Source organism: Endozoicomonas sp. 4G (assembly GCF_023822025.1).
GTDB lineage: Bacteria > Pseudomonadota > Gammaproteobacteria > Pseudomonadales > Endozoicomonadaceae > Endozoicomonas_A.
This window is the reverse complement of sequence record NZ_CP082909.1, coordinates 3,271,802-3,283,720: the sequence shown is the minus strand read 5'-3', so window position 1 is coordinate 3,283,720 and position 11,919 is coordinate 3,271,802. Positions and strand designations below refer to the sequence as shown.

At 49.7% G+C, this 11,919-nt stretch carries 11 protein-coding genes and 1 tRNA gene; 5 read left to right on the top strand and 7 right to left on the bottom strand.

Features of this window, described 5'->3' with window-relative positions; translation table 11 throughout:
- Position 1: 1 nt before the first annotated feature.
- Both katG and K7B67_RS12695 read right to left on the bottom strand, forming a co-directional pair.
- The gene (gene katG, locus K7B67_RS12700; RefSeq protein WP_252176241.1) at positions 2 to 2,182 is read right to left on the bottom strand and encodes a catalase/peroxidase HPI; all 2,181 of its coding nucleotides are present in this window, start codon (positions 2,180 to 2,182) and stop codon (positions 2 to 4) included.
- 222 nt (positions 2,183 to 2,404) lie between these two features.
- Complete coding sequence (locus K7B67_RS12695; protein ID WP_252176240.1) at positions 2,405 to 2,644, bottom strand: AbrB/MazE/SpoVT family DNA-binding domain-containing protein; 240 nt, start codon at positions 2,642 to 2,644, stop codon at positions 2,405 to 2,407.
- A gap of 283 nt (positions 2,645 to 2,927) precedes the next feature.
- Between K7B67_RS12695 and K7B67_RS12690 the strand changes: the two genes are divergently transcribed.
- Positions 2,928 to 3,404 (top strand): STAS/SEC14 domain-containing protein, encoded by a 477-nt coding sequence (locus K7B67_RS12690; RefSeq protein ID WP_252176239.1) that lies wholly within the window; start codon positions 2,928 to 2,930, stop codon positions 3,402 to 3,404.
- Positions 3,405 to 3,442: 38 nt separating this feature from the next.
- Here the strand turns inward: K7B67_RS12690 and K7B67_RS12685 are convergent, their stop codons facing one another.
- The gene (locus K7B67_RS12685) at positions 3,443 to 5,686 is read right to left on the bottom strand and encodes a carboxy terminal-processing peptidase (protein ID WP_252176238.1); all 2,244 of its coding nucleotides are present in this window, start codon (positions 5,684 to 5,686) and stop codon (positions 3,443 to 3,445) included.
- Positions 5,687 to 6,072: 386 nt separating this feature from the next.
- Here K7B67_RS12685 and K7B67_RS12680 point away from each other — a divergent pair, with 386 nt between their 5' ends.
- A complete protein-coding gene (locus K7B67_RS12680; protein ID WP_252176237.1) occupies positions 6,073 to 7,050 on the top strand; it encodes an NAD(P)H-quinone oxidoreductase in 978 nt (325 codons plus the stop codon).
- Positions 7,051 to 7,130: 80 nt separating this feature from the next.
- On the opposite strand, the gene K7B67_RS12675 is transcribed toward K7B67_RS12680, so the two are convergent.
- The 4 genes from K7B67_RS12675 to minC form a co-directional block, all read right to left on the bottom strand.
- The gene (locus K7B67_RS12675; RefSeq protein ID WP_252176236.1) at positions 7,131 to 7,301 is read right to left on the bottom strand and encodes a hypothetical protein; all 171 of its coding nucleotides are present in this window, start codon (positions 7,299 to 7,301) and stop codon (positions 7,131 to 7,133) included.
- Between the two features lie 177 nt (positions 7,302 to 7,478).
- The gene (gene minE, locus K7B67_RS12670; protein WP_252176235.1) at positions 7,479 to 7,736 is read right to left on the bottom strand and encodes a cell division topological specificity factor MinE; all 258 of its coding nucleotides are present in this window, start codon (positions 7,734 to 7,736) and stop codon (positions 7,479 to 7,481) included.
- Positions 7,733 to 8,548, bottom strand: a complete 816-nt coding sequence (gene minD, locus K7B67_RS12665) for a septum site-determining protein MinD (protein WP_252176234.1) — start codon at positions 8,546 to 8,548, stop codon at positions 7,733 to 7,735. Before minD ends, minE begins: the two co-directional genes overlap by 4 nt.
- 47 nt (positions 8,549 to 8,595) lie before the next feature.
- Positions 8,596 to 9,432, bottom strand: coding sequence for a septum site-determining protein MinC (minC, locus tag K7B67_RS12660; RefSeq protein ID WP_252176233.1), 837 nt, complete (start codon positions 9,430 to 9,432; stop codon positions 8,596 to 8,598).
- Between the two features lie 216 nt (positions 9,433 to 9,648).
- On the opposite strand from minC, the gene lpxL reads away from it, so the two are divergent.
- From lpxL to nadA, 3 genes are all read left to right on the top strand, one after another.
- Positions 9,649 to 10,599 (top strand): LpxL/LpxP family Kdo(2)-lipid IV(A) lauroyl/palmitoleoyl acyltransferase, encoded by a 951-nt coding sequence (lpxL, locus tag K7B67_RS12655; protein WP_252176232.1) that lies wholly within the window; start codon positions 9,649 to 9,651, stop codon positions 10,597 to 10,599.
- 80 nt (positions 10,600 to 10,679) lie between these two features.
- Positions 10,680 to 10,755: transfer RNA gene (locus K7B67_RS12650), tRNA-Lys, on the top strand.
- 104 nt (positions 10,756 to 10,859) lie between these two features.
- On the top strand, positions 10,860 to 11,906 hold the full coding sequence (gene nadA, locus K7B67_RS12645) for a quinolinate synthase NadA (protein ID WP_252176231.1): 1,047 nt from the start codon (positions 10,860 to 10,862) through the stop codon (positions 11,904 to 11,906).
- Positions 11,907 to 11,919 lie beyond the last annotated feature (13 nt).

Below are 11,919 nucleotides of genomic sequence, written 5' to 3'. Positions count from 1 at the left end.
ATCAGGAAACATTAAGGTCGAACCGATCCAGATTCATTACTTTGACCCAGGCGGCGGCAAAATCTTGAACAAATTTCTCACCAGCATCGGACGAGCCATAGACTTCAGCCACTGCACGGAGTTCGGAGTTTGAGCCAAAAATCAGGTCTACCCGGGTTGCGCTCCATTGGCTGGCTCCGGTTTTACGATTATGGCCTTCAAAAATATGTTCATCTACCGATGTGGCTTTCCATTCAGTGTTCATATCCAGCAGATTGACAAAGAAATCATTGGTCAGGGCATCGGGTTGAGAGGTGAAAACCCCATGCTGGCTCTGGTCGCTGTTGGTGTTCAGAACACGCATGCCACCAATCAGTACCGTCATTTCAGGGATGCTCAGGGTCAGTAGTTGAGCCTTGTCGATTAACAGTGCTTCGGCAGGAGTATCCGTGGTTTGTTTCTGATAGTTCCTGAAGCCGTCGGCTAAAGGCTCCAGTAGCCGGAAGCTCTGAACATCGGTTTGCTCCTGTACAGCATCCATACGACCAGGGGAGAATACCAGGTCAATATCGTAACCCGCATTTTTAGCAGCCTGTTCAATGGCGGCACAACCGCCCAGGACAATCAGGTCGGCCAGGGAAATCTTTTTATTACCTGATTGAGAATCATTGAACGCTTGCTGAATACCTTCAAGTTGCTGCAGGACACGAGAGAGTTGTTCTGGTCTATTAACTGCCCAGCTTTTCTGAGGCTCCAGACGGATCCGGGCACCATTAGCGCCACCTCGCATATCCGAACCCCTGAAGGTTGAGGCAGAAGCCCAGGCCGTTGATACCAGTTCGCTGATGGAAAGCGATGGACTTAGAATCTGCTGTTTGAGAGCCGCCTGATCTTCTTTATCCACCAGTTCATGATCAACAGGTGGAATGGGATCTTGCCAGATCATCACTTCGCTGGGTACATCCGGGCCCAGGTAGCGTGACCTGGGTCCCATGTCTCTGTGAGTCAGCTTAAACCAGGCCCGGGCAAAGGCATCGGCAAACTGATCCGGATTGTCATAAAAGTTTCTGGAAATTTCCTCATAAACAGGGTCAACACGGAGCGACAGGTCGGTGGTCAGCATAGTGGGCTTGTGACGTTTTGTTGGATTATGGGCATCAGGAATGGTGGTTTCACTCTCTTTGGCTACCCACTGATAAGCTCCAGCCGGGCTTTTGGTCAGTTCCCATTCGTAGTTAAACAGGTTTTCAAAATACAGATTGCTCCACTGGGTAGGTTGGCTGGTCCAGGTCACTTCGGGTCCACTGGTTATGGTATCACCGGCTTTCCCGCAACCGTGGCTGCTTATCCATCCCAGTCCCTGCTCGCTTATGTCAGCTGCTTCTGGCTCTGGGCCCATCAGCGCCATATCGCCCGCTCCGTGTGTTTTACCAAAGGTATGGCCGCCTGCAATCAGGGCAACGGTTTCTTCATTGTCCATGGCCATGCGGGCAAAAGTAGTCCTGATGTCGATGGCAGCAGCTTTCGGGTCAGGGTTGCCATTGGGGCCTTCAGGATTAACATAGATCAGACCCATCTCGGCTGCGGCCATTGGCTTTTCCAGATTACGTTCTCCGGTGTGGCGATCATCACTCAGCCAGGTTTTTTCGTTGCCCCAGTAAACGTCTTTTTCTGATTCCCAGATATCGACGCGACCGCCAGCAAAACCAAGGGTTTTAAAGCCCATGGATTCCAGGGCTACATTGCCTGTGAGAACCAGCAGGTCGGCCCAGGACAGTTTTCGGCCATATTTCTGTTTAATAGGCCAGAGCAAACGGCGAGCCTTGTCGAGATTGGCATTATCCGGCCAGCTGTTAAGTGGTGCAAAACGCTGGTTACCTGTTCCCGGGCCACCACGACCATCAAGGGTGCGGTAGGTGCCGGCATTGTGCCAGGCCATGCGGACAAAGAAAGGACCGTAATGACCAAAGTCGGCAGGCCACCAGGGCTGGGAGTCGGTCATCAACATTCTGAGATCGGCTTTGACTGCCTTGAGATCCAGAGTGTTGAACTCTGTCGCATAATCGAAATGCGCACCCATCGGGTTTGAGGCAGCACCGTGTTGACGCAGGATTTCCAGCTTTAATCGATTGGGCCACCAATCCTGGTTGGAAGTACCGCCACCAGCGGTATGATGCCTAACCGGACATTGACTGACAGACATACAGTGTCTCCTGTTCGTCCGCAAAAGTGCGGAACATGCCTTTGAAAATCGTTTAACAGCCGTCGTGTAAACAACAGAAGGCTAACCGGATACAATCAGATTCAAGTCAAAGAGATCAGATGATATGGAAGTGTAAGAGCGATTGGCTGTGTCGGCAAATGATATCGTTGGTTTGCGGGTTAGGAATTCTGATCAATACTTCAGAAGATTCTGGGTCAGTGGTCAAAGTTCTTGAGAAAAGTGAATAGCCCTCTCCATATCATCCAGAGTAGCTTTCTTGCCATTAGTATGATCTGCAAGGCATCCTCCCAATGCTTCAATATCATCAGACATTGGAGTAAGAACAATCATGCCATTTTTTTCTTCAAACATGACCTTATCGCCGGGTTGGAGCTGAAGTTTGGCTCTGATCTCACTGGGAATAGTGACCTGACCTTTGCTGGTAATGGAGCTGGTGGACATAGCTGTGATCTCACTGAGTAGGTATGACTAAAGGTAATACTAGTGCATCATTTCATGAGTTTGATGTGAACGATCTACGTTCATCCTGAGCGCCCTTCGACTCCGCTCAGGGTGCACGGTCGAAGGATGTGGGCTCCGAACCAACAATAAAGATCGTGCCCGGCACCCTTCGACTCCGCTCAGGGTGAACGGAGCTTGGGTGCCATTAATAGAGGGAACCCATCAATTACATTGAAACCGTGCACTAGCTTGATTACCTGTCAAAATGACCGTCAGAAAAGGGATGAAATCTCCGAAAGACCCATGTGACGAGTGGATAAGGCAGTTATTCGGCCTATTATTGTTTGCAGTAAAACTGTATGTCACGAATGCGGAGGCGTTGAGAACCAATATGCTTTCTATCGAAATGGACAGGAAAACCGGCATTGCCCTTATGGAACCCCATGGACCTCTCTCAAAAGAGGACTTCGTTTCTGCTGCCCGACAGATTGATCCCTTTATCGAAGAGAGAGGGGGGCTGGCCGGGTTGATTGTTCACACCGATCATTTTCCCGGCTGGGAATCCTTTCGGGCATTGGTCAGCCACATCCGGTTTGTGAAAAATCATCACAAGCACTTGAGGAAAATTGCCATTGTGACCAACGCAAAAGAAGGGGATCTGCGAGAAAAAATGGCCAGTCATTTCATTGCTGCAAAAATCAGGCATTTCAGATACGAGCAGATGGAGGCGGCCAAACTCTGGATTTTGGAAGAAGAATGAGACTACAGGGCCTGAAAAACAGGCCCTGAGAGAAGACATCAACGACTGGCTGTGGCTCTCTGCTGCTTCTTCTGCATTTGCACCAGATCCACCAGAACCATCCCGGCTTCCTTGATAAAGGCATCCGCTTCTTTCTTTTTCTTCTTGGCTTCAGCAGCCGCTTCTTCCTGCTCTGCTTCTTCCAGTTCATCCAGGTTATTTAGCAGGGGTTCGCCCTTAGCCTTTCTTAACCGGTTTTCAATGGCCAGTCTCTGGCTGCGCATGGTCTGGATTTCGAGCTTGCGCTTGGCTTCGTTCAGCGAGACTTTTTTCTGATTTTCGTAGCGCGACAGGTAGTCCTTCATTTCGTTCAGGTAGACGAAATCGGGATTGTCGTCCGTGCGCTGGTGGTGCTGCTTATCCAGAGACTCCAGATAAGGTTTCATATCGGCATACTTGCGGTGAGGGATTGGCTTGATGGTGTCCCAGGGGAGGGCATCAGGCAATTTGCTTTCGCCGATATCACGTCCGTCGTACAGCGATGGGAAGGCAATGTCCGGCAGTACACCCTGGTTCTGGGTGCTCTGACCGGAAATGCGATAGAACTTGGCCAGAGTCAGTTTAAGTTGCCCATGGTTCAGTGGCTGAATGCTCTGAACAGTGCCTTTTCCGTAGGTTTGACCGCCAATCACCAGCGCCCGTCCGTAGTCCTGCATGGCTCCTGCAAAGATTTCTGAAGCGGAAGCACTCAGGCGGTCAACCACGACAGCCATGGGACCACCGTACACCTGAGTCGGATCTGGGTCCTGCTGACGCTCGGTGCGGCCTCTGCTGTCCCGGACCAGAACCGTTGGGCCCTGATCAATAAACAGGCCAGTCAACTCATTGGCTTCCTGTAAAGAGCCACCACCATTACCGCGCAGGTCTATGATCAGGCCGTCCAGGTTTTCTTTCTTGAGCTTTTCAAGCAGTTTTCGTACGTCGCGCGTCGTGCTTTTGTAGTCGGGGTCACCAGACTGAGCTGCTTTGAAATCTATGTAGAAGGTAGGAATTTCGATAACACCGACACGCTGGGTTTTGCCCTTCTCTTTAAACTCCAGAATATGGCTTTTGGCGTCTTGTTCTTCCAGCTTGACCTTGTCACGAACAATTTCATAAATGCGGGTGTTGCTGCTTTTGCTGGAGCCGGGAATGATTTCCAGCCTGACCTGAGTTTTCTTTTTACCGCGGATCAGCTTAACCACGTCGTCCAGACGCATACCGACGACATCTTCCAGCGGGCCTTTACGACCCTGGCCGACGCTGATGATTTTGTCGCCAGGTTTCAGCTGGCCTGCTTTGTCGGCCGGGCCGCCGGGAACTACGCTGACCACTTTGGTGTATTCATCCTCCGAAGAGAGAACGGCTCCGATACCTTCCAGAGAAAGGCTCATATTGATATCAAAGTTCTCGGCAGTCTGGGGCGAAAAGTACTGGGTGTGAGGGTCAAAAATGCCGGTGAAAGAGTTGATGTAGGTCTGAAAAACATCTTCGCTTTTGCTCTGGTGCAGTCGGCGTAACAGGTTGGTGTTGCGTCGGCGTAACTGATCGGCAATTTCTTCATCGGTTTTGTTGTTCAGTTTCAGGGTCAGTACGCTGTCTTTGAACTGCTTTCTCCAGAGGTCACGTTGAGCCTTTTTATTGGCCAGCCAGGGCTGCTCCTTACGGTCAACAATCAGCTCTTCGTCCTTTTTCAGGTCCAGTTTGTCGACACCCTGCTTGACCAGAGCCAGCATGTAGCGGGCACGCTGTTCGGCCCTGACTGCGTATCGATTAAATATTTCAAAAGCAGGTTTCAGGTCTCCGCTTTTAAGCGAGCTGTCGAGCTTTTTTTTGTAAGGGGCAAACTCAGCGATGTCGCTTTGCAGGAAGAAGCTGCGATTGGGATCCAATCGGTCGAGATAGCGCTGAAAGACTTTCTCACCACTCTCCTGGTCCAGGTCAATTTTGCGGTAATGATTGCGTTCCAGTAGTTGCACCACATTGACACTGGCAATGGCCTGCTGCAGGTTAGGCTTGAGTTCATCAATCGGACGGTCAAGATTCTGGTCTGCGGCGAAAACCGAACCAGTGGTTAGAAAGAACGCGGTGAACAGGGCAAATAAAACCGAGGGTGTTTTCCTGGCGTTTCGCAGGGTCGGTATCATGGATTGTAAAGCTCCGTGTCGTTTTTCGATATCGGGTGTGCCGCCTCGGCTCATTAAAGGAATGCGTCCTGTCTCAGAGTGTTTAAAGCGACTCTTATCGACTATAGGACACTCCATCCCACCGTTCCTGAAACACTTGTACCAAACTACCCGGAACGGGCCCTTAAGCCTGTTTTGTCCCGGAAATAATTTTTAGCCTCTGGGTGGTACTGCGTTTGGTGTATGCAGCGCTGCTGGTTATCAGGCAGTTGCTCCATAGACCACAAGGCATTGGTTGACTTCTATTTTTAAGTTACCAGTGCTTTGAGGGTATTCTCAATCAGTTTTCTTGAATGATTGTGAATACCTTCTGAGACATAATACAGTCTATGTCTGAATGCAGCCAGTCAGGAGGGGTTATCAGAACGGCTGTTGAGCGGATAAAACCCCATTTAATGAGGCTCGATAACAGAAGTATTTCTTTGATGCCGGTATCGGCTTAATCACTGAGGTGTGAGTTAAAGATGTCAGAGAACGAAGGTTTTCAGGGACTTGTAGCTATTGATAGGGTGCTGCAATGGCAATCCTTTCCCCATCAGCCCCTGGGTAAAGATCAGGTAAAAGTTCGAGTGGTGGCCGCAGGTCTTAACCGTGCCGATCTTTCGCAGCAGGCTGGAACTTATAATCCACCGGAAGGGGTAACACCTGTTTTGGGACTGGAGTGCTCCGGAATCATTGAGTCGGTGGGAGCTAATGTTAGCCAGTGGCTGCCCGGCCAGCAGGTGTGCGCGCTGTTACCAGGTGGAGGGCTGGCGACCAGTGTCGTGTGTGACCAGCGGCTGCTGTTACCAGTTCCCGAAACTCTGAGTCTGGTGCAGGCGGCAGGCATTGTCGAGGTCTTCACAACCGCCTGGCTAAACCTGTTTCATCGTATTGGTGTCAAGGCGGGAGACAAGGTTCTGCTCATGGCTGGTGCCAGCGGTGTGGGGACAGCAGCTCTGCAATTGTGCGCTCATTTTGGCATTGATGTCACCGTAGTGGTCGGCAGTGATGAGAAGTTGCAATTCTGCAGGGGGCTGGGAGCAAAAAATGGCTGGAATCGACAGCAAAAGGACTGGCAGGCGCTTAAGGCTTTTGGCCCTTTTGATGGAGTGCTGGATTGCTGTGCCGGAGACTGGCTGGAAAGATACCTGCCTTTAATGAATACCGGCGGAAGAATTGTCACCATTGGCTTAATGGCGGGTCGAAAAGCACAATTGGATATGGGGCTGCTGTTAATGAAGCGGATTCAAGTGATGGGATCAACTCTGCGGTTTTTACCTATTACTGAAAAAGAAACGTTGTTAGCAGAGTTAATGGAAAAGGTTTGGCCTTTGTTTGCCCGAGCTCAATTAAAGCCGGTTATTGATAGGGTGCTTCCCATGGATCAGTATCAGAAGGCCTATGATTTGATGGCGTCCAATAAAACAAAAGGCAAGGTTATCCTTTCCTTGCCAGCTTAATCTATTATGAATCGCCTTAAAACAGTCATAGATACCTCTTGTTATTCTGGTATGGACAGAAAAACGCCTGACAGAATGGATCAGTTATACCCAAGCTCAAAGCATTCATTGCCCTCAGGCTTGCTGGCAGGCAGCTGGTTGCTGTTTTTCATCAGAGGCTTCAGGCCTTTTGGGTAGGCTGCTGAATGATGGGCGCGACCTTGTGGGCGAGTTTTCCGGTTTTTAAATGGCGCAGAGTAGTGATGTTTCATAGTCTTTCCTGACCGTGCTGGTTTTTGCATGAACACCATTTAAGAGTAACAGTAACTTAACCGTTGGTTTAGTCTGAATTTGTACTTAAGTGAGAGTTTCAATTGCAGTTTGCAACGCTATGTAAAAAGTGTTGCAAACTGTTGGGAGAGTAGGCGGGTGAGTTAAACAGTAGAGGATCAGGACTTTTCCGGTAACTGAACGTTGACTTCCAGGGTGGAGCAGTCACCTTCTTTGTCCAGCCGGACGGAGATGGTGTTATCAGCGACCTGAAAATACTTTTCCACGACTTTCAGTATGTCCTGTTTCATAGCCGGAAGAAAATCATGACCAGAACGGTTCAGCCTTTCATGGGCAACCAATATCTGCAGGCGCTCTTTGGCGACCGATGCGCTGCTTTCTGATTTGCTGGATTTAAAAAATTGCATCAGGCTCATGTACGACTCCCAAAAACTTTTTGGAGAAAGCTTTTTTTCGGAGGTTCAACAAACCGGAGCGGTAATTCAGCACCCAGAAAGCGAGCCACCATATCATTGTACGCCTGACCAGCGTCGGTTGTTTGCTGGTGAATCACCGGAACACCATGGTTTGATGCTTTCAGGACGTCTTTCGATTCCGGGACAACGGCCAGCAATGGAATGGCAAGAATTTCCTGAACGTCTTCAACATTCAGCATATCGCCCATTTCAACCCTTACCGGGTTATAACGGGTTAGCAGCAGGTGTTCTTTGACAGGATCAAGCTTCTTTTCAGCCCGTCGGGATTTGCTTTGCAAAATACCCAGAATCCGGTCTGAGTCCCTGACGGAAGAGACTTCGGGGTTCGTCGTTATAATAGCTTCATCTGCGAAGTACAAAGCCATGAGCGCACCATGCTCAATGCCAGCAGGTGAGTCGCAGATAATATACTCAAAATCTTTTGCCAGCTCGTCAAAAATTGCTTCGATCCCTTCGAGGGTCAGCGCTTCTTTATCCCGGGTTTGTGATGCCGGTAGTACGCTCAGGTTTTCAGTGTGCTTGTCTTTAATCAGAGCCTGATGAAGAGCGGCTTCGCCATTAATGACGTTGACCAGATCATAGACGACTCTGCGTTCACATCCCATGATAAGGTCAAGATTGCGCAGCCCCACATCAAAATCGATGACTACGGTCCTGTGTCCTTTCATGGCCAAGCCCGTGGCAAATGAAGCGCTGGTTGTGGTTTTACCAACACCGCCTTTTCCTGACGTTACGACTATTATGCGTGCCAAGTTCAAATCCTGTGAATAGTAAGTGGTGGTCGTTGTTCCAGTATTTATTAAAGCCTGCTGATGTGCAAGCGATCCTCTGCAAGCTTTATTAAAACAGACATGCCCCAGTGGCGGCTCCAGGATGATTCTTCCGTCTGGTCGGTCAGTTTGTACTGACCGTTGATGGAAATCAGTTCGGCTTCAAAACGATGACAGAAAATTCTTGCTTCAGGGTTGCCATTAACCCCGGCAAGCGCTCTGCCCCTTAAAAGTCCGTAGACGTGTATGTGCCCGCCAGCCAGTAATTCTGCACCCGGACTGACCTGTGATAGAACAACCAGATCGCCCGGAGCATAGATTTGCTGACCGGAACGAACAGGTTGGTCGATAATTTTTGTTTCTGAGCCGGAGCTGGCTGATGGCTCTTCTTTGGCTGATGGCTCTTCTTTGGCTGATGGCTCTTCTTTGGCTGATGGCTCTTCTTTTTGCTCAGAGCGAGGGAGTTCATGACTTTCGACGGGCATCGGCTGCCCGCTCTGTTGCATCATGATCACATTTTTCTCTGACTTTGTTTTTTGAAAGGGCAGCCAGGCTATGCCTGCACGTTCTGCCGAAGATCTGAGCGCCTCACCGCCACGGACGGCAACCAGAATCATACCTGATTCTCTCAATCGCCCAACAATAGCCCTTAGATCCGGGGTATCAACCGTTGCCGGTAACTTCTCCAGATCCAGAACCACTGGTGTCTGTTGAAAGAAGTGCGGGGCTTTTTCTGACATCGTCTGTAATTGCTGGCTGAGGTTGTTCAGGCAGCTGTTGTGCAATTCGAGCGTAGTCAGTGTATAAATACCGCCTTTTAACTGGAAGGCAGTTCTTGGCGGTTTTGAGGTCAGAGTTGAATTCATGATAGTTACGCTATTTACGTAAGTGTGTCAGTGATATCCCTTTTTGGTCTGGCGGATAATAGGAGGAAATGGTTGTTTCTCTCATTCTCAGGCTATCGTTCCGCATTGCCTTTCAGGCTACGATCAAAAACAATTTTTCTCAAGTCATTTAAAAGGTATCCCTTGAGAAATATGATCTTAGCTTTAACAGCTGAGATAATAGAACTTGGTGAATAGATGAAGTTAGATGGATTAAGCAACACCACGGAAGCAGATCGTTTTCGATGGTCCTATTTGAAGCCAAAGTTCTGGCTGGTATGGCTGGGGCTGGGGTTGACTGCTCTTGTGGCACGGCTTCCTTTTTCTGTCATGGTGCGTCTGGGACGGTTGATGGGGCGTTTTTTGCTGCGTTTTGGTGGTAGCAGGGTGCGTATTACCCGGGTCAATTTGGCAAAGTGTTTTCCCCAGATGGATGAAGCACAAAGGGATGCTCTGTTACAAAAGAACTTCGAGTCGGTCGGCATCGGTTTGATGGAAGTGCTGATGGCCTGGTGGTGGCCAAGAGAGCGCCTTGAGCGACTGGTGACTTATAAAGGCCTGGAAAACCTGGATTCAGAGCACGGTCAGGGTAACCTTTTACTGATTCTGCATTTTACCACTGTTGAAATAGCGGGCGCTTTGATTACGCTCAGGCACAGTGTCGATGCGACCTACCGTGAACATAAAAACCCTGTTTTTGAGTATATGCAGAGAAGGCAGCGTCTACGTTATGACCGGGGTAGTCGTCTATTGGGCCGAAGAGATGTGCGCGGTATGTTGAGGTCGCTGAGACAGGGGAAAACTGTCTGGTACTCACCTGATCAGGATTATGGGCCTAAGCAAAGTGTTTTTGCCCCTTTCTTTGGTGTTCAGGCGGCATCGGTGACAGGCACTTCCAGAATGACCAAAATGGGGAAGGCCAGAGTGGTGCCGATGGTGGTTACCCGAAAGCCGGGTTCCGAGGGGTATATTCTTGAGGTGTTTAAGGCTTGGGAAGACTTCCCCCAGGGAGATGACCTCCAGGATGCGACACGGGTCAACCAGTTTGTAGAACAACAGGTCAGGAAAAACCCGGATCAGTATATGTGGCTGCATCGTCGTTTTAAAACCCGGCCTGAAGGTGAGCCGGATTTTTATAAAGCACCATGAGGGAGAGGGGGCGGTGTAGCACGCGGATACTTCAATAAAACTTGCAAGATTCAGTTAGCAGGGTATTATGACGCCGCGTCGGGTCGTTAGCTCAGTTGGTAGAGCAGTTGGCTTTTAACCAATTGGTCGTAGGTTCGAATCCTACACGACCCACCAGCTTTTCTCCGCTTTTCCCCTACTGCCTGAATCTTTCAGTTGTGTTAAAATCCCCGCTGCAATTTTTCTAAGTTTGTCTTTTAGAGACTTTCGGATCGATTTTTATGAGTGTAATTAGTGATAGAGCATTTGTTCAGGAGCATCTGAGTGGCACATACGTTCAGAGTCTGGATGAAGCAAAAGAGCAAACACTGAAGCAGAAGGTATGTGAGCTTCTGGAACAGAATAATGCAGTTCTTGTTGCTCATTATTACACTAACCCTGTCGTTCAGGCCTTGGCCGAAGAAACCGGTGGTTATGTGGCAGACTCCCTGGAAATGGCTCGCTTTGGCCGTGATCATGCTGCCAATACGCTGGTAGTTGCTGGTGTTCGCTTTATGGGTGAGACCGCCAAGATTCTCAGCCCTCAAAAACGTGTTTTGATGCCAACGCTGGAAGCAGAGTGTTCGCTGGATATTGGTTGTCCAGTGGATGAGTTTTCGGCTTTCTGCGATCAGCATCCCGATCGTGAAGTGGTCGTCTACGCCAATACCTCTGCGGCGGTAAAAGCCCGGGCGGACTGGGTGGTCACCTCCAGTTGTGCTGTGGACATCGTTGAACATCTGATGGATCAGGGCAAAAAAATCATTTGGGCACCGGATAAATACCTGGGTGGCTACATACAGAAAAACACCGGGGCAGATATGCTGCTCTGGAACAGCAGTTGCATTGTTCACGAAGAGTTCAAGGCCAAGGGGATTGAAGACCTTAAGCGGGTTTATCAGGACGCAGCGGTTCTTGTTCATCCTGAGTCACCAGACTCCATTGTAGAACTGGCTGATGTGGTTGGTTCCACCAGCCAGCTGCTGAAAGCTTCTCAGGAAATGCCAAACTCCACCTTTATCGTGGCGACAGATCGGGGTATTTTCTACAAAATGCAGCAGGCCTCTCCTGACAAAGCTTTTGTAGAAGCTCCGACTGCCGGCAACAGCGCTACCTGTAAGAGTTGTGCCCATTGCCCGTGGATGGCCATGAACTCTCTCGAAACACTGGTTCAGTGCCTGGAAACACCCGGTAAGTTGAATGTGGTCAATGTGGGTGATGAGCTGAGAGAGAAGTCTCTGATCCCGCTGAATCGTATGCTGGACTTCACGGCATCGCTGTCAGCCTGAGTTATAGTCGGCC

Excerpts from the sequence above, each read along its gene's own strand:
- katG (WP_252176241.1), bottom strand. The coding sequence starts at position 2,182 with ATGTCTGTCAGTCAATGTCCGGTTAGGCATCATACCGCTGGTGGCGGT.
- K7B67_RS12695 (WP_252176240.1), bottom strand. The coding sequence starts at position 2,644 with ATGTCCACCAGCTCCATTACCAGCAAAGGTCAGGTCACTATTCCCAGT.
- K7B67_RS12690 (WP_252176239.1), top strand. The coding sequence starts at position 2,928 with ATGAAATCTCCGAAAGACCCATGTGACGAGTGGATAAGGCAGTTATTC.
- K7B67_RS12685 (WP_252176238.1), bottom strand. The coding sequence starts at position 5,686 with ATGGAGTGTCCTATAGTCGATAAGAGTCGCTTTAAACACTCTGAGACA.
- K7B67_RS12680 (WP_252176237.1), top strand. The coding sequence starts at position 6,073 with ATGTCAGAGAACGAAGGTTTTCAGGGACTTGTAGCTATTGATAGGGTG.
- K7B67_RS12675 (WP_252176236.1), bottom strand. The coding sequence starts at position 7,301 with ATGAAACATCACTACTCTGCGCCATTTAAAAACCGGAAAACTCGCCCA.
- minE (WP_252176235.1), bottom strand. The coding sequence starts at position 7,736 with ATGAGCCTGATGCAATTTTTTAAATCCAGCAAATCAGAAAGCAGCGCA.
- minC (WP_252176233.1), bottom strand. The coding sequence starts at position 9,432 with ATGAATTCAACTCTGACCTCAAAACCGCCAAGAACTGCCTTCCAGTTA.
- lpxL (WP_252176232.1), top strand. The coding sequence starts at position 9,649 with ATGAAGTTAGATGGATTAAGCAACACCACGGAAGCAGATCGTTTTCGA.
- nadA (WP_252176231.1), top strand. The coding sequence starts at position 10,860 with ATGAGTGTAATTAGTGATAGAGCATTTGTTCAGGAGCATCTGAGTGGC.